This is a genomic window from Thiocapsa sp. (assembly GCF_022340925.1).
GTDB lineage: Bacteria > Pseudomonadota > Gammaproteobacteria > Chromatiales > Chromatiaceae > Thiocapsa.
The window spans coordinates 1-26,765 of the sequence record NZ_JAJDNA010000136.1; the positions used below are offsets into that span (position 1 = coordinate 1).

The window sequence follows — 26,765 nt, forward strand, 5'->3', positions numbered from 1 at the left end:
GCCAGGACCGTTTCTTGCCCCCATTGCGGAAAACCCGTGGTCTGGGGCTCGACCTCCCCCTGGCGGCCGTTCTGCAGTGAGCGTTGCCGCCTGATCGATCTCGGTGACTGGCTCGACGAAAACCACCGGATCCCCGATGCGCCTGAGGGGACCGGCGAGGAGCCGCCCGGGACCGACGCGCCCCATCGGGCACATTGAGCGGCCTGGAAGCGCCGGCGCGTCGAATACCGTCGTCTGCGGATCACGGCCCTGCTCAGATCTCCGGCCAGAGTCCTCGGATCGCCGCAACCCCTTGGGCACCGTGCGCGATGGCTACCTCGAGGTCCGCGGTAGTCAGCCCGCCAAGTGCATAGACCGGGAGCACCGCGGCCTCCGAGAGCTCGGCGAGACCTCGCCAACCGAGCGGCTCCGCGCCGGGGTGGGACGCGGTCCGCCTGATCGGCGAGACCACCCCATAGTCGAGTCCGAGGCGCGCGGCCTGCGCGAGCTCCGCGGCGTTGTGACAGGACGCACCGACCAGGTCGTCGGGCCGGCCCGGCCGCTCGGTGAGACGCATGAGGGTACGCGTGGTGAGGTGCAGGCCGTGACGCGGCAGTCCGATCGTCTGCGCCGGGTCGCGATTGAGCAACAGACGCGCCCCCGCTCGCTCGCAGAGCGAAAAGGCGCGCTGCGCAAGGTCCCGGTAATCGGGGGCGGGCAGCGCATGCGCGCGCAGCTGGATCAGCGAGAGGCCGCTCTCGAGCGCGCGCTCGAGGCGTTTCAGGAAGACGGCGGGCTGGACTGGATCCCGCCCGGTGATGAGAAAGAGGTCGGGTATCCGCAGTGCCGCGATGATGGGTCGGTCGGCCGCCGGAAAACAGTCAGGATCCATCGACTCTGGGCGAAGCCAGGCCAGCGGTTGCCCCTCTTGGCCAACCGGGACGCCGTCGTAGCCATGGACACGCCGCACATCCAAGAGGACGCGCCGGTCCGCGTAATCGTGTCGAACCCGAATCAAAGGCCGGCTGGCCCGGACCCGGATGCCCAACTCCTCGGCAAGCTCGCGTGCCAGACCTCGCTCGGGGGATTCGCCGCGTTCCAGCTTTCCGCCCGGAAATTCCCAGAGTCCTCCCTGGTGGAGATGATCGGCTCGCTTTGTGACCAGGACCCGCCCCGCCGCGTCGCTCAGGGCACCCACCATGACATGGATCGCCTTAGGCTCAGCTGCGGTATTCGGCGTTGATTCGGACATAGTCATAGGAAAGATCGCAGGTGAGCACCCGCGCCTCTGCGAGTCCACGGCCGAGCGATACCCGGATGAGGATCTCGGGCCGGGCCATCACCGCGGCACCGGCTGCCTCGGTATAGTCCGGCGCTCGGCCCCCAGCCTCGACGATCAAGACGTCGCCGAGGTAGATGCGAACCCGCTCGATCTCGAGGTCCTGAATACCGGCGCGACCGACCGCGGCGAGGATGCGCCCCCAATTGGGATCGGACGCAAAAAGGGCCGTCTTGACAAGTGGTGAATGGGCGATGGTGTAGGCGACTGAGCGCGCCTCGTCGGCGTTCGCCGCGTCGTCGACCCGGACAGTGACGAGCTTCGTCGCACCCTCCGCGTCGCGTACGAGCGCGGTCGCCAGATCGACGCACACCGCCTCGACGGCCTTGCGCAGGGCAGCGCCATCGGCTGTACCCGTATCGCGAACAGGAGGATTCCCGCATGCACCGGTGGCGAGCAGCACGCAGGCATCGTTGGTCGAGGTGTCCCCGTCGACGGTGATGGCGTTGAAAGAGCCCGCGACGGCCGCGCGCAGGCAATCCTGAAGCAAGGTCGGCGACACCGCGGCATCGGTCGCCAGAAAGGCGAGCATGGTGGCCATGTCGGGACAGATCATGCCGGCACCTTTTGAAATCCCGGTGACGCGGGCGGGACGCCCGTGCAGCTCGAACTCGCGCGAGACCAGCTTGGGTACCCGGTCGGTGGTCATGATTGCGCGCGCCGCGTCCGGCCATGCGCGCGCATCCAGCCGATCCATGAGGTCCGGCAATGCGGCGGCGATCCGTTCGACTGGGAGGTGCTCGCCGATCACACCGGTCGAGAATGGCAGGACCTCTTCGGCAGCACACTGGCCCACCCTCGCGAGGGCAGCGCAGCTCGACTCGGCATCCTGGATCCCGCGTCTGCCAGTACCCGCGTTGGCATTGCCTGCGTTGATCAGCAAATAGCGCGGCGCTGTCCGACTCAGGTGGGCCTTCGCGACGTGCACAGGTGCGGCACAAAAGGCGTTGCGTGTAAAAACAGCCGCGCAGCCACTCCCCTTGACGACCTCGATGATCACAAGGTCATCACGCCCCGTGTAGCGAATCCCGGCGGCCCCGGCAGCCAGGCGCACACCGTCCACGAGGTGACCAGGCGGACTGGGTCGGGTCATGACGTCACCATCGCTCAAGAAACGCGACAAGGCATCGCTCGGATCAGGCGGAAGATTCAGCGCTGACGGGCCAGGTCCTTCCCGGGCGACTCCGCTCCAAGGCGAATCTCAAGTCGCCCTGCCATGACACTGTTTGTATTTCTTGCCGGAGCCGCAGGGGCAAGGCTCATTGCGGCCCACCTTGCGGCCACTCCGAACGTAGGGCTGATGCTGCGACTCTGCGTCGCCACGACCGACTGTTTCACCCGCCTCGGGTTCGCTTCCGCCTGCACTACCGAAACCCTGAAACGACTCATGCTTGAACTCGAACTCCCGATCCATCACGGGAGCGGTCCCCACCGGCGGCGCGGGGAATCCATCCGGCACCTGCACCTGGAGCTTGGCGAGGGTGGTCACAACGTCCTGCTTGATGCTATCGAGCATCGCTGAGAACATCATGAAGGCCTCACGCTTGTATTCCTGTTTGGGATTCTTCTGCGCGTAGCCGCGCAGATGGATACCTTGACGCAGATAATCCATGGCTGCGAGATGGTCTTTCCAATGGGTATCGAGCGTCTGCAGCATCACCGCGGTTTCGATCTGACGCATGGTTTGCGACCCGACGAGCCGTTCCCGCTCCGCATAGGCCCGGGCCAGCGTGTCATGAATCCGCGTACGCAGGCTCTCCTCATGCAGGGACTCGTCCTCGGCGAGCCAGTCGCCAATCGGCCAAGCGCCCCCGAACTGCTCGGCCAAAATGGCGCCGAGGCCCTCGACATCCCATTCTTCCTCAAGGCTTTCTGGTGGGATGTAGGCGTCGATCAGACGCGTCAGAACATCATCACGCATGGCCGTAACGGTCTCCGAGACATCCGCGCTGTCCATCAGCTCTCGGCGCTGCCGGTAGATGACCTTGCGTTGATCGTTGGCGACATCGTCGTACTCCAACAACTGCTTGCGGATGTCGAAGTTACGGCCCTCAACCTTCCGTTGGGCATTCTCGATCGCCTTGGTGACCCAGGGATGCTCGATCGCTTCCCCCTTCTCCATGCCGAGCTTCTGCATCATCTTCCCGACGCGCTCGGAGGCGAAGATGCGCATCAGATTGTCCTGTAGAGACAGATAAAAGCGCGATGAGCCCGGGTCGCCTTGGCGACCGGACCGCCCACGCAGCTGGTTATCGATGCGCCGCGACTCATGACGCTCGGTGCCGACCACATGCAGGCCGCCCGCATCCACCACCTGGGCATGGCGTCCCCTCCAGTGGGACCGAATGGTCTCTTTGTCGGCATCCGGGCCCGCCTCCTCGAGCTCCGCATCCAGGTTGCCGCCGAGCACGATGTCGGTTCCGCGACCCGCCATGTTGGTGGCGATCGTGACCGCACCTGGCCGTCCAGCCTGGGCGATGATCCCGGCTTCGCGCTCATGTTGCTTGGCGTTCAGGACCTCGTGGGCGATCTTCCGCTCGATGAGAAGTCCATCGATGAGCTCAGAGGTCTCGATCGAGGCAGTCCCGACAAGGACCGGCTGACCACGCTCCACACAGTCGCGGATGTCCTCGATGATGGCCTCATACTTCTCTTCCTGCGTCAGGTAGACGAGGTCGCCGCGGTCCTCCCGGATCATCGGCTGATTGGTCGGGATGACGACGACCTCGAGCCCGTAGATCTGCTGGAACTCGTAGGCCTCGGTGTCGGCCGTCCCGGTCATTCCGGAGAGCTTCGGGTAGAGACGAAAGAGATTCTGGAAGGTGATCGACGCCATCGTCTGGTTCTCAGGCTGAATCGTGACGCCTTCCTTGGCCTCGACCGCCTGATGCAGGCCCTCCGACCAACGCCGCCCCGGCATGGTGCGCCCCGTGAACTCATCGACGATGATGACCTGGCCGTCGCGAACGATATAGTCGACATTCCTCTGAAAGAGGGCGTGAGCCCGCAGGGCGGCATAGACGTGGTGCATCAGGGCGATGTTGGCGGGATCGTAGAGACCGTCACCCTCGCCAAGGAGTCCGATCTCGACCAGCATCTCCTCGACATGCTCGTGACCTTCTTCACTGAGGTAGACCTGACGTGCCTTCTCATCGACGGAGTAGTCCCCGGGACCGAAATCCGGCTGACCCTCCTCGTTGGTGATCGGCGGCTGGCGGCTCAATCTGGGGATGATCCGGTCGATCTGCGTGTAGAGATCGGTGCTGCCCTCGGAGGGCCCGGAGATGATCAGCGGCGTGCGCGCCTCATCGATCAAAATCGAGTCGACCTCGTCGACAATCGCATAGAAAGGATCGCGCTGCACACGCTGCTCGGCTACGAAGGCCATGTTGTCGCGCAGATAGTCGAATCCAAACTCGTTGTTCGTGCCGTAGGTGATGTCCGCGGCGTAGGTCTCTTTGCGCGAGACCGGACGCAGGTGCCGGTGGCCTTGACCGCTCGGCGGCTCGTAGGCGGGGTCGAACAGATAGGAGGCCGCGTCAGGCCCCAGACCGCCCGAGGAATTGATCACTCCTACGGAAAGACCGAGGAAGCGGTAGATCTGCCCCATCCAGGCCGCGTCTCGGCGTGCCAGGTAATCGTTGACGGTGACCACATGCACCCCCTTGCCCGGGAGCGCGTTCAGGTACGCGGAGAGGGTCGCAACAAGGGTCTTTCCCTCACCGGTGCGCATCTCGGCGATCTTGCCGTCATTCAGCACCATGCCCCCGACCATCTGTACGTCGAAGTGGCGCAACCCCAACGTGCGCTTGGAGGCCTCGCGCACGACGGCGAATGCCTCCGGGAGCAAGGTCTCGAGATCGACACCGCCACGCAGGCGTTCGCGTAATGCTGGGGTCTTGGAGGCCAGCGCGTCATCCGGGAGCCGCTCAAGCTCGGACTCGAGCGCGTTGATCCGCGCCACGGACTTCAGCAGTGTCTTGACCAGCCGTTCGTTACGGCTGCCAAAGACCTTCTTGAGCAGGTGTCTGACCATCAGCTGCCTATGCGCCCTCTCCGGAAAATCCCACGATGATACCGGAATTCAATGACAGCCGCAGAGGCGAACGCGCGCCATCGGGCACAGCCTCAGTTCTCCAGCATACCCGGACAAGCGGCCGAGTCCCGGGCTAAATCGGGCCGAAGCGGGGGGGCGAGCGGCCGCGCCCGACTCGGCGCCTGAGCGCGTGACCCGGGTTCCCTCGGGGCCGCTCGACAGAGAGTCCTATCCGGGCTGATCGTCCGAGGTGCCGGCCAGGATGGCGCGAGGCTTGCGGTCGATATAGCGGAACGGGTCGACCGGCTTGCCGTCTTTCCGCACCTCGAAATGGACGTGCGGTCCAGTCGCGGTCCCAGACGCTCCAACGGTTGCGATCTTCTGTCCCTGCCGGACCAATTGACCGTCCTTGACCAGATTTTCGTGGTTATGCGCGTAGCGTGTCACCAGCCCGTCCACATGCCGAATCTCGATCATGCGTCCGTATCCCCCCTGGCGACCACTGAACGTCACGACCCCATCGGCAACCGCGACGATCGGGGAGCCGCGAGGACTGGCAAAATCGACCCCCTCGTGAAACAGGCGCGTCTTTTTTACCGGATGGATCCTGAAGCCGAAACGGGAGGTGATGTAACCGGACCGGACTGGCCAGCCTGAGGGTCCGGCCTGTGCGGTGAGCTCCTTCTCCATGACGACCCCTTCGAGGATCTCGAGCTTCTGCCGGCGGTCTTGAATCTGGGTCGCCATGCTGCCAAGCTCGCTTGCGATCTCGCGAATGGTGTAGTCGCGGGCCGGCCCGTCCTCTGCCCCGCCCCGAGGCGGAGGGTTATCGAAGTCAAATTCCTCGTCACTTAGTCCGGACATCTGGACGAGCCGTTCGCCGAGCGCGTTCAACCGTAGGAGCTCGGCCTGCATCTCGCCGAGACGGACAGCGATGGCGTCGAGGTCGTCGTCAGGGGCTCCAGGGGCGTTCTGGGGGGGGGCTTTTTCGGGGGAAAGGAGGCCAACGAAGGTCTGACTTGGAAGGCTGTCTGAGAATGTCGGTAGGTTTAGATATTGACCAACCCAGAACCCGAGCCCTGCGCCGGCCATGGTGAATAGTGTGGCCGCCAAGAGCGCGACAACGGCCTGTCCACGAACGGTTTTTCGTCGATCGAGGTGGTACATCGTTTTCTCTCTACGTTGGGCTTGTCGGGATGAATCGTGGTCTCATGCCGCGCATGTCGGCAACAACGCGCGCTTTCGACCGATTCGAGTTCTCTGCTCGGTCCGCCTTCACGGCGACCACTGCCGGAAACCTCTTGCCGGCAGACGGGGCTCATGATGAGCCGTTCGGGATTGGCGCATGTTCAGGCGCTCCTCCAAGCCAACCGCCTGATACAAAAACACGCCGAGCTCCAGCGCCGGCGGGTTGAGGCGTTGAGCGCCATCCAAGGCCAGTTGCCACCGGCCCTCCGAGATCACTGTCGCGACGCCCGTCTTTGCGAGGGCATCCTGACCCTCTTCGTCGACTCCCCCGCATGGGCGACGCGGGTCCGTTTCTTGACGGACGGCTTGGCGCGGTCCTCCGTATCCGAAGACATCGTCAAGGTGCTGGTGCAGGTCAGGGCCGCGACGGACCTCCAGGTCACGGATGACGGACTGCGGGGCGCGCGGCGACTCGCCAGCTCGCAGACAAGGGCCCCGAGACTGAGCGACGAGACGGTGGCGCATTTGCTGGCCATCGCCGACGGGATGCCTGATCCAACGCTGGCCGGTGCGTTTCGCCGTCTGGCAGGACGACGCACCCCGGCCGCTAAGGCGCCCGCCGGGGATCGCTCGGAGGACGCCTCTCGGCCTCCCGAGCGGGGCGGAAAGGCTGCGCAGGACCTGGATTAGGCAAAGGCGACTGGATGTGCGTAACAGATCGGAGCCGCGGCGGAATCCTCGAAGACCACCTCTTCCCAAGCATCGACATCGGCGACCAGTGCGCGCAGAAGACTGTTGTTGAGCGCATGGCCGGATTTGTGCCCGCGGAACGACCCGATGAGGGTGTGCCCGAGAAGATAGAGGTCGCCTATCGCGTCCAGGATCTTGTGCTTGACAAATTCGTCGTCGTAACGCAGCCCCTCCTCGTTGAGGACACGGTACTCGTCCAAGACGACCGCATTGTCCAGACTGCCTCCCAGGGCCAGGTTCTGCTCGCGAAGCGCCTCGATCTCGCTCAAGAAGCCGAACGTCCTCGCCCGGCTCACCTCCTTCACGAACGAGGATGTCGAGAAGTCCACGGCCGCCCGGTTGGCACGCGCAGCGAATGCAGGGTGGTCGAATTCGATCGAGAGCTCCACCTTGAAGCCGTCGTAGGGGGAGAATCGCGCGAGTTTGTCGCCGTCGCGAACCTCGACCGGCCGTTTGATCCGGATGAAGCGCTTCGGGCGGCTCTGCTCCTCCACGCCCGCCGACTGGATCAGGAACACAAATGGACCGGCGCTGCCGTCCATGATCGGCACCTCGGGTGCGCCGACATCGACGAAGGCGTTGTCGATGCCAAGGCCGGCGAAGGCCGACAAGAGGTGCTCGACCGTCGATACCCGGACTTGGCCCTTGACCAGCGTCGTCGACAAACGCGTGTCTCCGACGTTGAACGGCGTTGCTTTGATCTCGACCGGCACGTCGAGATCGACCCGACGGAATAGGATGCCCGTATCGGGTGGGGCCGGGCGCAAGGTCAGCGGTATCTTCTCGCCCGTATGCAAGCCAACCCCGGTCGCCCGGATCACGTTCTTCAAGGTACGCTGTCTGAGCATCGGTCGAGATCTCCCATCGCGAAACACGGCGGCAGGCGGCATCCTGCGCCGGCCGTTCGATGACCGAATGCCCAGCAAGCGCATGCCGAGGCCACGGTCGTCTCCCGTCTGTCATGCCATCGCGCGCCCCGCACGCGGGGCGCCTTACCGATAGCTTAGGGTTTTCCCGGACGTTTATCAAGATGAAGAGCGAACCTTTTTAAAGATCCCTGTTTTAAAAGAACTATTACATAAAGGGAAACCCCTGATCAATCGGCCTGACGCCGCAGGAACGCCGGGATATCCAGATAATCGAGGTCGCTCTCTTCCACGGCCTCGGCGACCGCAGCCCCGCCGCCTCGGCGATAGATGGCTGGGCGGCCCAGCTCACCGTAGTTGGGCGCTCCCTCGTTGCTGCCCCCCCCGCTCACCAGATGCATCGCGGCTTCATGAACGCCGGATCGCTTGAGCGAGACGCGCCGTTCTCCCAATCCGGTGGCAACGACGGTGACCCGGAGCTCGTCGTCCAGTGCCGGGTCGATGACGGTCCCGACAACGACGGTGGCATCGTCGTCGGCAAAGTCACGCACCGTGTTGCCGACCTCGTCGAACTCACCGATTGTCAGACTCAGACCGGCGGTGATATTGACCAGGATGCCTTTGGCGCCAGCCAGGTCGATGTCTTCCAGCAGCGGGCTCCGGATCGCGGCCTCGGCGGCCTCGCGGGCGCGCTGCTCCCCGCGCGCCGCACCGGTGCCCATCATTGCGACGCCCATCTCAGACATGACGGTCTTGACGTCCGCAAAGTCGACGTTGATCAGGCCGGGACGGGTGATCAGCTCGGCGATGCCCTGGGTGGCATGGAGGAGGACATCGTTGGCGGCGCTGAAGGCATTGAGCAGACTCATCTCCTTGCCGAGCACGGCCAATAACTTCTCGTTGGGTATGGTGATCAACGAGTCGACGCTCTTGGCAAGGTCCGCAATGCCCTCCTCGGCGATGCGCCGACGTTTGGTGCCTTCGAACGGGAAGGGCTTGGTCACGACCGCTACCGTGAGGATCCCAAGGTCTTTCGCGACCTGCGCAACCACCGGGGCCGCACCCGTGCCGGTACCGCCACCCATCCCCGCAGTGATGAAGACCATGTCCGCCCCCTCCAGCGCATCCTGGATCCGGTCGCGATCTTCCATTGCCGAATTGCGCCCGACCTCCGGGTCGGCTCCGGCACCCAGCCCCTTGGTGATGCCCGCGCCCAGTTGCAGGATGGTCTTCACGCAGGAGCTCTTCAGCGCCTGCGCATCGGTGTTGGCGCAGATGAAATCCACCCCCTCGATGGTGGCGGCGACCATGTGGTTGACCGCGTTCCCGCCACCACCACCGACACCGATGACCTTGATGACGGCGTTCTGGCTATGCGTATCCATGAGTTCAAACATAATGGTGTCTCCTGTTCGATGCTGACTGTTGCACGACCTCTTGAACCTCGTGCGACTGCGCTGCGGCGCGGCCGCCCCCCGACATCGCCTCGACGCTGGATGCGCCTCGGCACGAGACCGCAGGTCGCGGTCCCTCGACCAATGAGGTCCGATGTCGGACCCCATCGCTTGCTCATCAGCGGCCGGAACTGGACCCGACCGCACCGATCAGTCCCCGCAGATCTTCAGAAATTGCCTTGGAACCAACTCCGCACGCGCGACCAAGCGCGCTGCAGCCCGCCGGTTTCGGCGAGCTCAGGGCGCCGCGAAAAGCGGTGTTGACGCGCATACATCAGCAGGCCCACACCGGTCGAATAGATCGGATTGTTGACGACCTCGTCCATGCCGATGACGTACTGGGGCACGCCGAGACGCACCGGCATGTGGAAGACTTCCTCGGCGAGCTCGATCAGTCCGTCCATCTTCGAGCTGCCACCGGTCAGCACCACGCCGCCTGCCACCAGGTCCTCGAAGCCGCTGCGACGCAGCTCGTTGTGGAGCAGGGTCAGCAGCTCTTCGTAGCGCGGCTCCACGACCTCGGCCAAGGTTTGACGGGAGAGCCGACGCGGCGGTCGATCACCGATACTGGGCACTTCGATGGTCTCGCTATTGGCTGCCAATTGCGCGAGTGCGCAGGCATGCTTGACCTTGATTTGCTCGGCATGTTGAGTCGGTGTGCGCAGTGCGACCGCGATGTCGTTCGTGACCTGGTCGCCGGCGATGGGGATGACTGCGGTGTGGCGGATGGCCCCGTCGGTGAAGACGGCGAGATCTGTCGTCCCGCCGCCGATGTCGACAACACAGACACCGAGCTCCTTCTCGTCTTCACCGAGCACCGAGTAGCTGGAGCTCAGTTGTGCCAGCACCAGGTCATCCACCTCAAGCCCGCAGCGACGGATGCACTTGATCACGTTCTGGGCGGCGCTCACCGCGCCCGTCACCATGTGAACACGTGCCTCGAGGCGCACGCCGCACATCCCGATGGGCTCGCGGATCCCTTCCTGATCGTCGATGATGAATTCCTGCGGAAGGATGTGGAGGATCTTCTGGTCTGCCGGTATTGCGACCGCTCGCGCCGCGTCGATGACGCGGTCCACGTCGGCTTGGGTGACCTCCACCTCCTTGATCGCGGTGATGCCATGTGAGTTGAGGCTTCTCACATGGCTGCCGGCGATCCCCGCATGGACGGAATGGATCTCGCAGCCGGCCATCAGCTCGGCCTCTTCGACCGCGCGCTGAATCGATTGGACGGTCGACTCGATATCGACGACGACGCCCTTCTTCAAACCCCGAGAGGGATGGGTCCCAATCCCAATGATCTCGATCTGGTCATCGTCCTTCAGCTCGCCGACGAGCGCGGCGACCTTCGAGGTTCCGATATCCAGACCAACCAAGAGACTCTTATCGTTACGTCGCGACATCCGCTCTTATCCTCGTCTGCCGGACCGCGTGGAGCGATCCGTGTTCGCGCGGACCTGGCGGTCCGCTTTCGGTGCCCATTTCACGGCGAAACCGTTGCTGTAGCGCAGATCCACCGCCAGCAGCCGCCCCGCTGCCTCCAACTGCCCTGCACTGGCGATGAACCGCGCTAGGCGCTGCTCGACCGCCTCCGTGCCCAGATGCAGCTCGGCTCCAGTGACCAGCTCGACATGCCAGGCCCCCCGTGGGTCCACCGACAGGGTCTGAATTAGATGGCCAACGAGCATCAGCTCATCGCGCCACTTCTGGTAACGCCTCACCACTTGGGGGGCGCGTTGATCATCGCCTTCGAGCAGCGGCAGTCCCGCCGGCACCGTGCCCGTCCCGGGGCGAAAAACGACCCCCTCAGCAGTGACCAGACCATCGCGATTCCATCGGGCAACCGGCCGATGCTCCTCGACCTCGACCAGCAAGCGATCCGGCCAGATACGCCGGACACTGGCTCGACCGACCCAGGCCAGGTCCTCCGCAGCCGACCTCAGGTCGTGAAGGTCTGCAGTCAGAATACCGCCATGCAGGCGCTCGCTGATGGTCTGCTGCAACAACTGAGAGGAGTGATGGTGCAACTCGCCTTCCACCTCGATGATGCGCACTGGCAACAGTCGCGGTTCCCACTCCCCAAGCAGCCAGACACCGGTTGCCATCAACGCGATCAGGACAAGACCCAGCAGGGCGCGCAAGCGCACCGAGCGCCGTTGGTGCACCGGCATCTCGGTCGCGGCAGTTCTTGGCGTCGGGTCAGCCACGGTCGAGGCTCGTCTCCAGAATGCGCAGGACCAGGGTATCGAAGCTCAGGCCGGCAACGCGCGCGGCCATTGGAACCAGGCTGTGGTCGGTCATGCCCGGCACCGTATTGATCTCCAGCAGGGAAGGCTGCCCCCTATGGTCCACCATCAGGTCGACGCGTCCCCACCCGCTTGCCCCGGCGACCTCGAAGGCATCGAGTGCGAGAGCCTGCAACCGCGACTCCTCAGACTCCGTGAGACCGCATGGACAGAGATAACGCGTGCTGTTCGCCTTGTACTTCGCGTCAAAGTCGTAAAAGGCGTGCGGCGTCTCGAGCCGGATTAGCGGCAGTGCGTCCCGGCCAAGGATGGCGCAGGTGTACTCGAGACCATCGACCCAGCGCTCTGCCAGGACCAGAGCATCGTAGCGACTTGCCATCCGCCAAGCCTCCTTAAGGGTCTCGGCGTCCTCGACTCGCGCCATCCCGATACTCGACCCCTCGTGCACCGGTTTGATCATGAGTGGAAAACCAAGCGCCTCAGCGTCCACCAGATCGGCCTCCGTACGCAGGAGCACCGATTGCTCCGTTGGGAGACCGCGCCCGGTCCAAGCGAGCTTGCAACGATATTTGTCCATGCCCAGCGCGGAGCCCAGGACACCGGACCCCGTATACGGCATGCCAATGGTTTCCAGCGCACCCTGGATGCTCCCATCTTCACCGCCACGACCATGCAGGACGACGAAGGCGCGATCGAAGGCATCCCCGCGCAGACGTTCGAGCACCCGCTCGTCCGGGTCCAAGGCATGGGCCTCAACGCCCAGGCGCAGCAACGCCGCAAGCACCGCGCTCCCGCTCTTAAGGGAGATCTCGCGCTCCGCCGAGCGCCCGCCGAGGAGCACGGCGACCTTTCCGAACCGGTTCGTCGCTTGTTCTGGCTGGGGCGTCATGGATGATCTCCGGCGACACGTCTCACCTCGGGTACCAGTCTGATCCCGGTGGCGCGCTCGACCCGGCGCTGCACCAAATCGATCAGATCGCTGATGTCCACGGCGCTGACATGACCGGTGCTGATCATGAACTTCGCTTGTTTCTCAGAGACCTGAGCACCGTCGATGTGCTGCCCTTTGAGCCGCTGGGCCTCGATGAGACGGGCCGCGTGATCCCCCCGCAGTGGGCCCATCTCAGCGCACCCGGGAATCCGACACGATCTTCACCGGAAAGCGGGTGAGGCGCTGCCGGTTTGTGTGCTGCGAGCACGCGGGTGTGAGACTTGCGGACCGATCCCGCAGCGCGATCCGCTGCGCCGTGCGCGATCCAAGCGACTCCCCGCATCCCATCATCAGCCGTCCCATCAATCCGGAGACTTTCATCGTTTCCCCCTGCAATTTCGGTTGGACCGATCAGGCTCGCAGCAACAATCCGGGCAACCGCGCCGCCAGCGCACCAATGTCCCCAGCACCCATCAACAACACCATGTCCCCGTCGCGCACGAGCCGAGTCAACAACGCCGGCACGGCTTCGATCCCCTGGGCAAATACCGGAATCAAGTCACCGCGGGTCCGAATCGCGCGGCTCAAGGCACGCCCGTCGGCGCCCGGAATCGGCGCTTCACCCGCCGGGTAGACGTCGCACAGGACCAACAGGTCCGGCGTCGACAGAACATCCACGAAATCCTCGAACTGCTCCTGGGTGCGGGTGTAGCGATGGGGCTGGAACACCAGCACCAGTCGCCGTCCGGGCCAGCCCGCTCTTGCCGCCGACAGGGTGGCCGCAAGCTCCCGGGGATGGTGACCGTAGTCGTCCACCAGAAGCAGACGACGCCCCGTCGCATCCGTCAGCTCGCTGGCCACGAAGCGACGGCCCACCCCTTCGAAACGCGACAGCGCCCGTGCGATCGACTCCTCCTCGACGCCAAGCTCGACAGCAACGCTGATCGCCGCGAGTGCATTCAAGACGTTGTGCCGGCCGGGCAGATTGAGGTCGATCTCCAAGGGGCCCTCGAGCGCCCTGCCCTCCACCCGGAATCGCGTGCGCATGCCGTCCTGCCGCAGATCGCTTGCACGCAGGTCGGCTTCGTCACGCGTTCCGTAGGTCTTCACCGGTCGCGGTACCGATGGGACGAGGGATCGGACCTCTTCGTCGTCGATGCACAGGACGGCAAGGCCATAGAAAGGCAGGTGGTGCAGGAACTCCATGAAGGTGCTGCGCAGCCGATTGAAGTCGTTCCCGTAGGTGCGCATGTGGTCGGCATCGATATTTGTGACGATTGCGATCATCGGCTGGAGGTACAGGAAAGACGCATCGCTCTCGTCGGCCTCGGCCACCAGGTACTTGGTGGTCCCTAACTTGGCATTCGCTCCCGCGCTGTTGAGTCGCCCACCGATGACAAAGGTCGGATCGAGCCCCCCCTCAGCGAGGATGCTCGCAACCAGACTGGTGGTCGTGGTCTTGCCGTGGGTGCCGGCCACGGCGACGCCGTAATAGAATCGCATCAGCTCGGCCAACATCTCGGCGCGACGTACGATCGGGATCCGCTCGGCACGCGCACCTTGAATCTCCGGATTGCCTTCGTCGATCGCCGTCGAGACGACGACGGCATCGGCATCGCGGACGTGCTCAGCCCGGTGGCCGAGGAAGACCTCGATGCCCACACCCTGCAGCCGGCGTGTCACCTCGCTCTCACGCAGATCCGAGCCGGTCACCTCGTAACCCAGGTTGGCCATCAACTCGGCGATACCGCTCATGCCCGCCCCGCCGATTCCCACGAAGTGCAGGCGCCGCACTCGACCCATCCTGGCGGCAGTGTGCTGAAGGTGTGCACTCATCGACGGGCGACCTCCCAACAGGTCTGGGCGATGCGTCCTGCCGCGTCGGGCTGAGCGCGAGTGCGGGCGACGTCGGCCATGCTCAACAGGGCCTCCCGGTCGCCCAGCAGCTCGTTGAGCAAGGAGGTCAATCCTGCTACGGTGAGATCTCGCTGGATGATCAGACGCGCAGCCCCCGGCCCGGCCAGATAGCGGGCGTTACCCACCTGATGATCGTCGACCGCGAAGGGGTAGGGTACCAAGACCGAAGCGACCCCGGCTGCGGCCAGCTCCGAGACCGTCAAGGCCCCTGCGCGGCAAACGGCCAGGTCGGCCCAACCATAGGCTTCGGCCATATCCTCGATAAAGGGTGTGAGCTCGACCTCAACCCCGACCTCCTGATACGCAGCACGCGCGGCCGCGAGGGTGCGCTCGCCCGCCTGGTGGCGCACCCGGGGACGCTGGGCCGGCGGAAGGCCCGCCACGGCGCGTGGGACGACCTCATTCAGCACCTGAGCACCGAGTGAGCCCCCGAGCACCAAGAGTCGCGGCGGCTCCAAGGATCCATCGGCAAGCCGATGTGCCAAGCGCTCTCGGGGCGGCGGGAGATCGACGATGCTCTGGCGCACGGGGTTTCCACAGGCGACCGCAGCTCGCGCTTTCGGAAAACTCCCTGGGAAGGCCTCGTAGACATGCGTCGCAATGCGGGCCAACCATTGATTGGTCATGCCAGGCACGAAATTCTGCTCATGGATGATCAAGGGAACCCCAAGGACCCGTGCCGCCAGGCCGCCAGGCCCGGATGCGAAGCCCCCCATTCCCAACACGACCGACGGCCGACGCCGCCGCACGATCTGCCAGGACTGCCCGAGTGCGACGGCAATCCGGGCGGGCGCGCGCAACAGCTGACCGAGGCCCTTGCCACGCAGCCCTTCGATGCGGATCCACTCCATCTCGAAGCCATGCTCCGGTACCAGCCGGGACTCCATCCCTCGTCGGGTACCGATCCAGAAGACCCGCATGCCTTGATCGCGCAACCTGTCGGCGACCGCGAGCGCCGGGAAGACATGTCCACCCGTGCCGCCAGCCATGATGCCTATGCACGCACCCATCGCAGCCCCCTTTTTGGTCCCTGCTCGGACTCGATGCGGCGAATCGTTGCATCAATCCGCAGGAGGATGGCGACCGCCATGCACGCAGCGATCAGGCTATTGCTCCCATAGCTCAGGAAAGGCAGTGTCAGGCCTTTGGTCGGCAACATTCCGACGTTGACGCCGATGTTGACGAAGGCCTGCAAGCCCAGGCTCAGGCCGATGCCCTGGGCGGCATAGCCGGCAAAGCGCTTACCCACCGACTCGGCTCGGGCGCCGATCGAGAAGGCGCGCCAGGTCAGGAAGGCAAAGGCGGCGATGAGCGCCAGCATCCCCACCAGGCCAAGCTCCTCGCCCACCACCGAGGCGAGAAAATCGGTATGGGCCTCCGGCAGAAAGAATTGCTTCTGGATCCCGTTGCCTAACCCCACCCCGAGCCACTCGCCGCGACCGAAAGCGATCAGCGCCTGGCTCAACTGGTAGCCGGTGTTGAAAGGGTCTTGAAAGGGATCGAGAAAGGATGTCACGCGCTGCAATCGATAGGGCGAGACGACCACCAAGACCAGAAGTCCGGCAGCCATCACGGCGAACAAGGTCGCGAACGGCATGACGCTGACCCCGCCGAGGAAAAGCAGTCCCATCACCGTCGCGAGCATCACGGCGGTGGTCCCGAAGTCGGGCTGCTGGAGAATCAGGGCACCGGCGAGTCCGATCAGGATCATGGGACGGATGAAACCGGACAAGCGGTTGGCGACCTCGTCGGCATGGCGCACGAGATAACCGGCGACGTAGATGATGGCGAACAGCTTGACGAACTCCGACGGCTGAAGATTCAGCGGCCCCAGCGGAATCCAGCGCGTCGCCCCATTGACCTCGCGGCCGACCCCCGGCACCAGGACCAGGACGAGTGCCACGAGCCCGATCAGGAAGAGCCACAGCCCGACTCGCTCCCACCACTCCGTTGGCACCGCGTAAGCGAGCAAGCCCGCGGTCAGTGCAAGCCCAAGGGCGAAGCCGTGTCGGCTCACATAGTAGAATGGGTCGCCGCAGCAGTTCGCTGCGATCGACATCGATGCCGAGGCGACCATCACGACGCCGAACGCCAGCAGCCCAAGCGCACAGACGAGCAGGGGATAGTCAAACGGTGCCAAGCGCTCGCGCCGCCGCTTGCTCCCGCGCGGGGTTGCCCCGCCAACCTGGCGCACCCCGGCGGTCATCCCTCAAGCCCCCTGACCGACTCGGCGAACACGCGCCCGCGATGCTCGTAGCTCTCGAACATGTCGAAGCTCGCGCATGCCGGCGAGAGCAGGACCGTGTCGCCCGACTGGGCGAGCGCCGCAGCTTGGATGACCGCATCCTGAAGGCTCGACGCATGGACCAGCGGGACCTCGCCGTCCAGCGCCTTTGCGATCCGTCCGGCATCCCGCCCGATCAAAACGACCGCGCGCGCAGCACGCTTGACTGCAGGGACCAGAGGTGCGAAGTCCGCGCCCTTGCCGTCGCCCCCGGCGATCAGTACCGCACGGCCGGGACTGCCCGGTGGCACCAGTCCCTCGAGGGCCGAGACGGTCGCTCCCGGATTCGTGCCCTTGGAATCGTCGTACCAACGGACCCCGCCAAGCTCCGCGATCAGCTCACTGCGATGCGGCAGCCCGGCAAAACGCCGCAGGACAGCGCAGGCGCTTCCGATCGGGAGGCCAGATGCCGAGGCGAGAGCCAATGCCGCGAGGGCGTTGCTCAGGTTGTGCAACCCTGGAATCCGAACCTCCGCGGCCGGCATCAGACGCTGCTCACCCTGGCAGATCCACGTCTCCCCGGCGAGCTCGCGCAGACCGAATTCTTGCGCCGCCGGCTCACCGAGGGTGAAGCCGATCTCGACCGACGCATCCCTGCTCATCGCCGAGACGATCGGGTCATCGCGATTCACCACGGCAACCCGGGCACCGCGGTAGACCCGCGACTTGGCAGCCGCATAGGTCTCGAGATCCGGATACCGATCCATGTGGTCGGCGGAGACGTTGAGAACCGCCGCCGTATCCGCGTGCAGACCGACCGTCGTCTCCAGCTGGAAGCTCGAGAGCTCCAGGACATAGAGCTCGATCGATTCATCGAGCAGATCCAGGGCCGGCTCGCCCAGATTGCCTCCGACCGCCACGCACCGCCCGGCTGAGCTAGCCATCTCCCCCACCAGTGTCGTGACGGTACTCTTGCCGTTCGATCCCGTGATCGCGCACACGGGGGCTCGCGCGGCGCGGGCAAACAACTCCACGTCGCCGATCACCTCGGCACCGCGGGCCATCGCCTCTTGGATCAATGGCTCGGCGACCGGAACCCCAGGGCTCACCACCAAAAGGGCCGCGGCGGCGAAGACCTCCGGGTCGAAGCCACCGACGAAGGGCATGACATCGGGCATCTCGTCTCGCAGCCGTTGCAAGCCTGGCGGATCCGAGCGCGAGTCGGTCACCGCGATCAAGTGCCCTTGGGAGCGCAGATGGCGGGCACATGAGAGACCGGTCTTGCCGAGGCCGACGACCAGGGTCTTTGTCTTCCCCACTGACGACCTCATCGGGCCAGTCCCGGAGACAGGCGCGAATCACGCCCGCAGACTCCCTTCTCGATCGCTTTCATTCTCCCCCCCAGTCGAATCAAAGCCTGTCCCAGCCCAAACCCCTGCGACGGCCTCACCGGATCTTGAGGCTCGCCAGCCCGACCAGCACCAAGACTACGGTAATGATCCAGAACCGGACGATGACCCGCGGCTCGGGCCAGCCCTTGAGCTCGAAGTGATGGTGCAGCGGCGCCATTCTGAAGATGCGTCGCCCGGTGAGCTTGAAAGACATCACCTGCAGCATCACCGAGATCGTCTCGGCCACGAAGACACCGCCCATGATGAACAGCACCAGCTCCTGACGCGCGGCGACGGCCACGACACCCAGTGCAGCCCCCAATGCCAGGGCGCCGACATCGCCCATGAACACCTGCGCCGGATAGGCGTTGAACCAAAGAAAGCCCAGACCCGCGCCCACCAAGGCGCCGCAGAAGATCACGAGCTCACCGACACCACCAACATGCGGAATCAACAGATAGTTGGCGATCTCCACATGGCCGGCGACATAAACGAACACGGCAAGGGCTCCGGCCACGAGAACGGTCGGCATCACGGCCAGGCCGTCCAGGCCATCGGTCAAGTTCACGGCATTGCTCGCACCGACGATCACGAAATAGGTGAGCAGGACAAACCACGGCCCGAGCTGGATCGAGACGTCCTTCAGGTAGGGGATCAGCAACTCGGTCTCCGCCGGGGAGGCCGCACTCGCATAAAGTGCGATCGCCGCAGCGAAGCCGGCGACCGTCTGCCAGAGGTACTTCCACCGGGCCGCCAGTCCCCGTGGATCGCGAAGCACGAGCTTCTTGTAGTCATCCACGAGACCGATCCCACCGAAGGCGAGAGTCGTGAGCAGCACGATCCAGACATGGCGGTTGTCCAAGTCTGCCCAGAGCAGCGTGCTGACAGCCACCGCCACGAGGATGAGTGCGCCGCCCATGGTCGGCGTCCCGGATTTGGACAAATGGCTCTGAGGTCCGTCGTCGCGGACAGTCTGACCGATCTTGTAGGCGCGCAGACGTTGGATCATCGGCCGACCCACTGCCAACGCGATCATCAGTGCGGTGAGGACCCCCAGGATCGCGCGCAGGGTCAGATACCGGAAGACATTGAACCCGGTCTGAAACTGTGTCAGCCAGTCGATCAGGTAGAGGAGCACCTAGTGTCCCCCATCCGGGCACAGGGCCTCGACAATGCGTTCCATCCGAGCCAGTCGCGAGCCCTTGACGAGGACCCGATCAGCCGCGCCAAGCTCCGCCTGGAGACTGCGGATCAGGGTGCCCTGCCCGTCGAAGTGACGCGCGCCGTCTCCGAAGGCCTCCGTCGCAGCCGCACTCAGGCTACCAACGCTCCACAGGCGCTCCACGCCGGCCGCGCGGGCCACCTCGCCGACCTCGCGGTGCAGTCGCTCGGTGTCCGGCCCCAGCTCCCCGAGGTCACCCAGGATCAGCCACCGCCGCCCTGACAGGCCGACCAAGACCTCGATCGCCGCCGCGATCGAGTCCGGATTGGCGTTGTAGCTGTCGTCGATGACCGCCAGGGCGCCACATCGACGTGGGCAGAGACGCCCTTTGACGGGGGTGACCGCAGCGAGTCCGGCCTGGACTGCCGTGGGCTCGATCCCGAGCGCCAGCGCCGCCGCAGCGGCAGCCAGCGCGTTACGGACATTGTGTTCTCCAGCCAGAGAAAGGCTGATCGGGATCCTGCGCTCGCGGTCGCATGCGACGAAACGGGTGTGGAAACCCGCGTCCGCCCACTCGACCCGGATGGAGGCGCGCTCCGCAGAGACATCCGCATCACCATCCAGGCCAAAGGTAAGGACCTTTCGACCCGCCGCCAGATCCTTCCAGAGGACGCCGTAAGGAGAGTCGGCAGCGAAGACGAATACACCGTCGTGCGGCAATCCGCAGGCGATCTCGCCCTTGGCGCGGGCGACCCCGTCGAGGCTCCCGAATCCCTCGAGGTGGGCACGCCCGGCGTTCGTGATCAAGGCGACATCGGGTCGAGCGATCCGGGTCATATAGCCGATCTCGCCATGCTGATTGGCCCCCATCTCGAGCACCAGGAAGTCCTCGTCCTCGGCACCCAGGAGCGTCAGCGGCATACCAATGTCGTTGTTCAGATTGCCCCGTGTCGCACGGACCTGACCAACCTGGGAGAGGACAGCCGCGATCATCTCCTTGGCCGTGGTCTTCCCGTTGCTGCCCGTGATGCCGACGACCCGGCCGGGGAACCGGTCACGCCAGGCCGCGGCCAACCGACCGAGGCCCAAGCGGGTGTCGTCGACGACCCATTGGGCGATCCCCAGGGGCAGCGGGTGGTCGACCATCGCCGCTGCGGCGCCCGCCCTGCAGGCAGCGGCCACATGGTCATGTCCATCGAAGCGCTCGCCTCGCAGAGCGACGAAGAGCTGCCCGCCGCAATCCGCACGGCTATCGGTGGCGACGCCCGAGAACATGCAGTCGCCACCTTGGAGACGGCCACCCGCCTTCGCGATGGCTTGCGCGAGCGTCCACATCAGTGATGACCCTCCCGCCATTCGCGCAAGGCCTCGACGACTTGAGCGCGGTCGCTGAACCGCAGCTTGAGCTCGCCCATGTCCTGAACGGTCTCATGACCCTTTCCGGCGACGAGGACCGCGTCCCCGGTCCCGGCCAGCGCAATCGACACCCGGATCGCAAGTCCACGCTGGCGCTCCACCCGCACGCGGCCCGGCTCGGCGATGCCGGCAAGGATGTCTTCGATGATCGCTTCACCGCATTCGCCGCCGGGGTTGTCGTCGGTGAGAATCAGTCCATCGCTCCAATGCTCGGCCACCGCCCCCATCAGTGGCCGGGTCTCGCGGTCACCGCCCCCGCTGCAACCAACGATCGTGATGACGCGCCGCGGATTGTGCGCTCGCAGGTTGATCAGCGCCCTCTTGAGCGCCTCGGGATGACGCGCATGATCGACCACGACCAAGGGCGCCTGTTCGCCTCCGAAACACTCCATTCGTCCCGGGACGGCACGCACGGTCGCAAGCTCCCGCGCGGCGCGCGCGAGCGGAAGACCACGCGTGAGCAGGACAGTGAGAACGGCGAGAAGATTGGCGGCATTGCAGACGCCGATGAGATCTGAGTCGAAGCACGCCTCGGTGCGTCCGCTCGGCGTCTCGCCGACGACATGCAGACGCAGACCTCGCGGCAAGGCGTGGATCGCGCGAGCGTGCACCCGCAGGTCACAGCGCGGCAGGGCTTCGGCGTCGGGACGCAGGCTGAAGCCGGCCACCCCGACGCCGGGCGGCGTCGCCCGCAAGATCGCCTCTGAGAACGCATCATCGAGGTTCAGGACACCCCAGCTGAGCTCGGGGTTGCGAAAGAGGCGCAGCATCGCCTCGGCGGAGCCCGTCGCGGCCGTGTGCCGCGGCGCCTTGGGGTCCAGGCTGGTGAAAATGGCGTGGCTGAAGTGGACGGCCGCGAACCTGGATCGGCCGAGCGCGGCGGGCGATACCTCGACTGCCACGGCTCTGGCCCCCTGGAGCCGGAGACTCTCGAGCGACTCCTGAAGGTGCACCGCGTCCGACTCGCCTTCGGTCGCGGCTCTCAGATCGCCGGCAAACCCATTGCCGATTGTGCCAATGATGCCGCAGGGAAGCTCGATGGACAGAGCCTGGGCAAGCAGATGGGCGACGCTGGTTTTGCCACGTGTTCCGGTGATGCCGAATGTCTCCATCGCGGCGCTCGGCGAGCCGTAGAATCGATCGGCGATCGCACTGATGCGCGCGCGGAGCCCTTGCAGGCCGATCACCGGCAACCCAAGACGCGCTTGCAGAGCTGCCATGTCGTCGGCCGACCAACTCGGGGTCATCTCCGCGAGGATCGCACAGGCACCGCGCTGCCGCGCCTCTTCCGCGAATTCCAGGCCATGCGCGGTCTGCCCTTGGCAGGCGAGGAAGATTGCACCCCGGGCAAGCGAGCGACTGTTCGGCGAAAGCCCCCAGACCTGCCGGTCGCCGGCCTGCCCCGCATCCGCGAATCCGGCCAAGAGGTCGGCGAGCCGCCAGGCATGACGGTCGCTCGGCAAGGCCATCATTGCTCGCCCTCCCGCCGGGCCAGCAGCATCGACGGCTCCGGGTCGTCTGGCGGAACGTTGAACAGCCGCAGCGCCCCCTCCATCACCTTTTGGAAGACCGGCGCTGCGACCAGCCCCCCGTAGTAGGCCCTCCCCTTCGGCTCGTCGATCATCACGACCATCACGAGCCGCGGCGCACCGGCCGGGGCGAACCCGGCAAACACAGCCTGGTATCGGCCACCGCCGTAGCGTCCACCGACGGCCTTCTTGGCCGTTCCCGTCTTACCTGCCACGCGGTAGCCGGTGATGGCGGCGCGGCTCGCGGTCCCCTCTTCCGAGACCACCGTCTCCATCATCGCCCGGACCTTTCGCGCCACGTCGGCGCTCAGGACACGCGCCCCCTCCACAGCAACCTCGGGACCCGACCGATCTCGCTTCAGCAGGGAGACCGGGCGTTTCACACCGTCGGCTGCAAGGACGCCATAGGCCTGAGCGAGCTGCAACGCGGTTACGGAAAGTCCGTATCCGAAGGCCTGGGTGGCATGCTCGAAGACGCGCCAGGTCGAATGATGGCGCAACACGCCGCGGCTCTCGCCCGGGACGCCGACGTTGGTTGAATGTCCGAACCCCAACTGATCGTAGAGCCCCCAGAGATCGCCATAGCTCATCATCTGCGCGATCCGGACCACACCGACATTGCTCGACTTGGTAATGACACCGGTCACATCGAGGTTGCCGTGGTTGCGGACGTCACGAACCGTGTTGCGACCGACCTTCAGCTTGCCGCCCCGCGTTGCGATCAGCGTCGTCGGCTTGACCAAGCCGCGCTCCAACGCGGCCGCCACCACGAAGGGCTTGAGCGTCGAGCCGGGCTCCATCACGTCTGTCACCGCCCGATTGCGGCGACGATGACTGCCCCCATCGCGCTCCGCATTGGGGTTGTAGCCTGGCTGATTGACCATGGCCAAGATCTCGCCGGTCGCGACGTCCAGGGCCACCAGCGTCCCGCCGACCGCCTTGTTCTGGGCGACCGCAGCCTTGAGCTCACGGTAGGCGAGGAACTGCAGTCTCCGGTCCAGGCTCAACGCAAGGTCCGCGCCCTGGCGCGGAGCGCGGACCTGCTCGATCTCCTGGACGATCTGCTGGCGGCCGTCGCGAATCACGCGACGCAGGCCCGGCTCGGATTTGAGCCAGGAGTCGTAAGCCAGCTCGATCCCCTCCTGTCCGCGATCATCGATGTCGGTGAACCCGAGAACATGCCCAAAGACCTCCACGCCCGGATAGAAGCGGCGGTATTCGGTCTCGAAATCAATGCCGTCGATCCGGTATCGGGCGATCAGCTCCCTGACTGCCTTTGCCTCCTCGAAGCTCACCCGCCGTTTGAGGTAGAGAAATCCACGGTCCGAGTTTGCGAGGAGACGTTCTTGCAGCGCCTTCGGCGCGAGCCCAAGCGCGCTCGCCAAGGATGGAATCGACTCCATTTGGTGAACCAGCTTGCGCGGCTCACCCCACACGGTCTCCACGGGCGTGCTCACCGCGAGCGGCTCACCGTTGCGATCTGTGATCATGCCGCGGCGGGCAGCAATCTCGCCCACACGCAGATAGCGGCGCTCCCCCTCGGTCCGGAGAAACTCGGTTTCGACCACCTGGCGATAAAAGACCACCGCGGAGAGCACGATGAAGGCGCCCGACAGGGTGCTGACCAGGAGACGACGACGCAGCTGAAGATTGGGTCTCGCACGCCGGGGCTCGGCGCGCTTCGAGCGACGCCTACGGATGGACACGACCCACCTCCTCGATCAACAAGACGTCGTTGAACCTGGGATTAAACATCCCCAACTGCTCACGCGCCTTGCGCTCCACCCGGACATGCGTGGACAGCGCCGCCTCCTCGAGTCGCAGACGGTTCCATTCCACGTCCACGGCATCACGCTGGGCGCGCAGATGCTGCAACTCGCTGAACAGGGTCCGCGTCTCATACTTGGTGTGGACGACGGCGATCGCGGAGAGCATGACGGCCAGCACCAGTGCGACCAGCAGCCAGACGCCATGCAGCGTCATGGGAGGCGCTCCGCAACCCGCAGAACCGCGCTTCGCGCCCTGGGATTGGCCTGGATCTCCGCTGCTGACGGACGGAGCGGCTTGCCGAGGACACGCAAGCGCCCGTGCAACTCCGCTGAAGTGACCGGAAGCCCCTTGGGCAGGGCGAGGCCGTCGGACTCCCGGCGCATGAAACGTTTGACGATGCGGTCCTCCAACGAATGGAAGCTGATCACGACCAAACGCCCGGTCGTTGCCAGAAGGTCACAGGATTGGCGAAGGCAGCGCTGGATCTCGTCCAGTTCCTCGTTGATCCGGATGCGAAGCGCCTGAAAGGTTCGCGTCGCCGGATGCTTCCCTGGCTCGCGCGTTGGGACCGAACGCGCCACCACTCCGGCGAGCTGGGTCGTCGTCGCCAGCGGCTCTTTGCATCGCGCGGAAACGATGCTCCGCGCGATGCGCCTCGCGAAACGCTCCTCCCCGTAATCGCGCAAGATTGTGGCGATCTCGTCCTCCGATGCATGCGCCAGCCACTGCGCTGCAGATTCACCCTGCTCGGGGTCCATTCGCAGGTCGAGTGGGCCTTCGACCGCGAAGCTGAAACCACGTCCCGCGGTGTCCAGCTGCGGGGAGGACACGCCGAGATCGAGCAAGATTCCGCTCAGACCGCCGCGAACGCCGACTTGGGCGAGCAAGTCGGTGATTTCACCAAACCGCCCCCTCACCGCGCAAAACCGTCGGTCCGCCGCGGCAAACGCGCGCCCCGCAGCAACTGCCTCCGGATCGCGATCAATCGCGATCAGGCGTCCGGCATCACTTAGACGAGTCAGGATGGCTCGACTGTGCCCGCCGCGGCCAAAGGTGGCGTCGACATAGGTGCCGTTCGAATCCACGACCAAGGCGCGCACACTCTCCTCCAATAAAACCGGCCGATGTTCTTGTTCGATCAAGGCCCCGTTCAGAGCGTCAGGGACCCAAGTCCCGCCGCCATCGCCAACTCCCCAATCCCGGCGTCACTGAGCGCGGCTTCGTTTCGCGCATTCCAGGCCTGCTCATCCCAGATCTCGAACTTTGAGCCTTGACCAACGAAGGCGACGCGCTTGTCGAGCGCGGCGAAATCACGCAGATACTGAGGCAGCAGGATTCGACCCTGGGCGTCCATCTCGACCTCTTGGGCGTTACCGATGTAGAGACGCTGGATCGCCCGCGCCGTGTTATCGAAGGCGGGCAGGGCCGCAAGCTTACTCTCGATGAGCTCCCACTCCGGAGTCGGGTACAACAGCAGGCAGCGATCGCGATCGACCGTGACGACGAGCTGAGAGTCGCACGACGACTGCAGACGCTCGCGATACTTGGCCGGAACCGCGAGACGCCCTTTGACGTCGAGATTGACGATGAAGACCCCCCGAAACACCCGCGCCCCCCTCGGTGACTCCTGCCTGGCGGATCGCTCCCTAATTCCCCACTTCCCCCCACTCGGCCCTCATCTTAGAGGTGCGTTTCGCGATCGTCAAGGTAGAAAGCAACTTTAATTCTTGGCAGTCAGCCACTTAGGGATCACCCGCCATCGAAGTTGGCAACTCTGATTTACATACGTATTTTCAGCGGACTAACGAACAAAGCTGAGAGAGGAATTGAGGATTGGCGCGGGAAAACCGCTCGCAGGGGAGCAGCGTTAACGTCGGTCGGAGGGATCGAGAAGGGGGAGTCGGCCTGTAAGCCGGGTTCTGTCGGGGACAGCCATTCATCTTGGACGTGCGTCGCCACACGTCTCGAGCGACCTACCCGAGGGCACGCGCGGGCCACGCGCCGCAGCCTGAGCTGCATGCCCTCCTATTTGGTCTTGCTCCGGGTGGGGTTTGCCCTGCCACTGATGTTGCCATCAGCGCGGTGCGCTCTTACCGCACCATTTCACCCTTACCTCCCGCTGCAACCGCGGGTTCGGCGGTATCTTTTCTGTGGCACTTTCCGTAGGCTCACGCCTCCCAGGCGTTACCTGGCACCCTGCCCTGCGGAGCCCGGACTTTCCTCCCTCGCCGCGGGGGCGAGCGCGACTGTCCGGCCGACTCCCGCGGCACAAGTATACGTCAGACCTAACCCTTAGGTCTCTGCCGAAATCCCAAGCATCTCGCATAGGAGCCCGTCGGACTTGGGGGGATCGAAGCGAGGGAGTGGGAGAGCGAGGTCAATTCGTTCCGGTTTCGAGGCGCAGAGTGGGGGTTATGTCACGAAAAAGCGGGGCGAAATGGACCGTTCTCCCGCTTCCGTAGCCGATTCATCCTTAAGTCGGACAGGCTCCTAGCCCTCCGCCCCGCCCAAGCCCAGCTCGAGACCCAAGCGGTAGAGCATGTTCTTCTTCGTCCCGGTCAGGCGGG

At 64.9% G+C, this 26,765-nt stretch carries 23 protein-coding genes and 1 other RNA gene; 2 read left to right on the top strand and 22 right to left on the bottom strand.

The window, feature by feature from the left end; translation table 11 throughout:
- A partial coding sequence (yacG, locus tag LJE61_RS15135) for a DNA gyrase inhibitor YacG (protein ID WP_296918893.1) occupies window positions 1-198 on the top strand: 198 nt, incomplete at its 5' end.
- A gap of 55 nt (window positions 199-253) precedes the next feature.
- Here the strand turns inward: yacG and LJE61_RS15140 are convergent.
- The 4 genes from LJE61_RS15140 to LJE61_RS15155 form a co-directional block, all read right to left on the bottom strand.
- Window positions 254-1,231: a Nudix family hydrolase gene (locus LJE61_RS15140; protein ID WP_296918894.1), complete on the bottom strand. Its 978-nt coding sequence runs from the start codon at window positions 1,229-1,231 to the stop codon at window positions 254-256.
- Window positions 1,200-2,411, bottom strand: coding sequence for a bifunctional glutamate N-acetyltransferase/amino-acid acetyltransferase ArgJ (argJ, locus tag LJE61_RS15145; protein ID WP_296910300.1), 1,212 nt, complete (start codon window positions 2,409-2,411; stop codon window positions 1,200-1,202). Before argJ ends, LJE61_RS15140 begins: the two co-directional genes overlap by 32 nt.
- A 108-nt stretch (window positions 2,412-2,519) precedes the next feature.
- On the bottom strand, window positions 2,520-5,354 hold the full coding sequence (gene secA / locus LJE61_RS15150) for a preprotein translocase subunit SecA (protein WP_296918895.1): 2,835 nt from the start codon (window positions 5,352-5,354) through the stop codon (window positions 2,520-2,522).
- 228 nt (window positions 5,355-5,582) lie between these two features.
- Window positions 5,583-6,521 carry a M23 family metallopeptidase gene (locus LJE61_RS15155; RefSeq protein WP_296918897.1) on the bottom strand — a complete coding sequence of 313 codons (939 nt, stop codon included), beginning with the start codon at window positions 6,519-6,521 and terminating at the stop codon, window positions 5,583-5,585.
- A gap of 153 nt (window positions 6,522-6,674) precedes the next feature.
- Here LJE61_RS15155 and LJE61_RS15160 point away from each other — a divergent pair, with 153 nt between their 5' ends.
- Window positions 6,675-7,232 (top strand): DciA family protein, encoded by a 558-nt coding sequence (locus tag LJE61_RS15160; protein ID WP_296910878.1) that lies wholly within the window; start codon window positions 6,675-6,677, stop codon window positions 7,230-7,232.
- Here the strand turns inward: LJE61_RS15160 and lpxC are convergent.
- From lpxC to rnpB, 18 genes are all read right to left on the bottom strand, one after another.
- Window positions 7,229-8,140: a UDP-3-O-acyl-N-acetylglucosamine deacetylase gene (gene lpxC / locus LJE61_RS15165; RefSeq protein ID WP_296910882.1), complete on the bottom strand. Its 912-nt coding sequence runs from the start codon at window positions 8,138-8,140 to the stop codon at window positions 7,229-7,231. The two genes, LJE61_RS15160 and lpxC, sit on opposite strands and share 4 nt — an antisense overlap.
- Window positions 8,141-8,388: 248 nt before the next feature.
- On the bottom strand, window positions 8,389-9,555 hold the full coding sequence (gene ftsZ, locus LJE61_RS15170; RefSeq protein ID WP_296910884.1) for a cell division protein FtsZ: 1,167 nt from the start codon (window positions 9,553-9,555) through the stop codon (window positions 8,389-8,391).
- Window positions 9,556-9,779: 224 nt separating this feature from the next.
- Window positions 9,780-11,015, bottom strand: coding sequence for a cell division protein FtsA (ftsA, locus tag LJE61_RS15175; RefSeq protein WP_296910886.1), 1,236 nt, complete (start codon window positions 11,013-11,015; stop codon window positions 9,780-9,782).
- Between the two features lie 6 nt (window positions 11,016-11,021).
- Window positions 11,022-11,819 (bottom strand): cell division protein FtsQ/DivIB, encoded by a 798-nt coding sequence (locus tag LJE61_RS15180; protein WP_296918898.1) that lies wholly within the window; start codon window positions 11,817-11,819, stop codon window positions 11,022-11,024.
- A complete protein-coding gene (locus LJE61_RS15185; RefSeq protein WP_296910890.1) occupies window positions 11,812-12,747 on the bottom strand; it encodes a D-alanine--D-alanine ligase in 936 nt (311 codons plus the stop codon). The genes LJE61_RS15180 and LJE61_RS15185 overlap by 8 nt, the downstream gene beginning before the upstream one ends.
- The gene (locus tag LJE61_RS15190; RefSeq protein WP_296910892.1) at window positions 12,744-12,980 is read right to left on the bottom strand and encodes a UDP-N-acetylmuramate dehydrogenase; all 237 of its coding nucleotides are present in this window, start codon (window positions 12,978-12,980) and stop codon (window positions 12,744-12,746) included. Before LJE61_RS15190 ends, LJE61_RS15185 begins: the two co-directional genes overlap by 4 nt.
- 220 nt (window positions 12,981-13,200) lie before the next feature.
- Window positions 13,201-14,625, bottom strand: coding sequence for a UDP-N-acetylmuramate--L-alanine ligase (gene murC, locus LJE61_RS15195; protein ID WP_296910894.1), 1,425 nt, complete (start codon window positions 14,623-14,625; stop codon window positions 13,201-13,203).
- Window positions 14,622-15,716, bottom strand: coding sequence for an undecaprenyldiphospho-muramoylpentapeptide beta-N-acetylglucosaminyltransferase (gene murG / locus LJE61_RS15200; protein ID WP_296910897.1), 1,095 nt, complete (start codon window positions 15,714-15,716; stop codon window positions 14,622-14,624). Before murG ends, murC begins: the two co-directional genes overlap by 4 nt.
- The gene (ftsW, locus tag LJE61_RS15205) at window positions 15,701-16,912 is read right to left on the bottom strand and encodes a putative lipid II flippase FtsW (protein ID WP_296910899.1); all 1,212 of its coding nucleotides are present in this window, start codon (window positions 16,910-16,912) and stop codon (window positions 15,701-15,703) included. Before ftsW ends, murG begins: the two co-directional genes overlap by 16 nt.
- Complete coding sequence (gene murD, locus LJE61_RS15210; protein WP_296910901.1) at window positions 16,909-18,261, bottom strand: UDP-N-acetylmuramoyl-L-alanine--D-glutamate ligase; 1,353 nt, start codon at window positions 18,259-18,261, stop codon at window positions 16,909-16,911. Before murD ends, ftsW begins: the two co-directional genes overlap by 4 nt.
- 115 nt (window positions 18,262-18,376) lie before the next feature.
- Window positions 18,377-19,459 (bottom strand): phospho-N-acetylmuramoyl-pentapeptide-transferase, encoded by a 1,083-nt coding sequence (gene mraY / locus LJE61_RS15215; RefSeq protein ID WP_296910903.1) that lies wholly within the window; start codon window positions 19,457-19,459, stop codon window positions 18,377-18,379.
- Complete coding sequence (locus tag LJE61_RS15220) at window positions 19,460-20,818, bottom strand: UDP-N-acetylmuramoyl-tripeptide--D-alanyl-D-alanine ligase (protein ID WP_296910905.1); 1,359 nt, start codon at window positions 20,816-20,818, stop codon at window positions 19,460-19,462.
- A complete protein-coding gene (locus LJE61_RS15225; protein ID WP_296910907.1) occupies window positions 20,818-22,371 on the bottom strand; it encodes a Mur ligase family protein in 1,554 nt (517 codons plus the stop codon). The genes LJE61_RS15220 and LJE61_RS15225 overlap by 1 nt, the downstream gene beginning before the upstream one ends.
- Window positions 22,368-24,134 (bottom strand): peptidoglycan D,D-transpeptidase FtsI family protein, encoded by a 1,767-nt coding sequence (locus tag LJE61_RS15230; protein WP_296910909.1) that lies wholly within the window; start codon window positions 24,132-24,134, stop codon window positions 22,368-22,370. The genes LJE61_RS15225 and LJE61_RS15230 overlap by 4 nt, the downstream gene beginning before the upstream one ends.
- Window positions 24,121-24,411, bottom strand: a complete 291-nt coding sequence (ftsL, locus tag LJE61_RS15235; protein ID WP_296910912.1) for a cell division protein FtsL — start codon at window positions 24,409-24,411, stop codon at window positions 24,121-24,123. Before ftsL ends, LJE61_RS15230 begins: the two co-directional genes overlap by 14 nt.
- Window positions 24,408-25,340, bottom strand: coding sequence for a 16S rRNA (cytosine(1402)-N(4))-methyltransferase RsmH (rsmH, locus tag LJE61_RS15240; protein WP_519972638.1), 933 nt, complete (start codon window positions 25,338-25,340; stop codon window positions 24,408-24,410). Before rsmH ends, ftsL begins: the two co-directional genes overlap by 4 nt.
- Window positions 25,341-25,348: 8 nt before the next feature.
- A complete protein-coding gene (gene mraZ / locus LJE61_RS15245; protein ID WP_296910914.1) occupies window positions 25,349-25,804 on the bottom strand; it encodes a division/cell wall cluster transcriptional repressor MraZ in 456 nt (151 codons plus the stop codon).
- A gap of 286 nt (window positions 25,805-26,090) precedes the next feature.
- An RNA gene (rnpB, locus tag LJE61_RS15250) (RNase P RNA component class A) lies at window positions 26,091-26,460 on the bottom strand.
- Window positions 26,461-26,765: the final 305 nt, after the last annotated feature.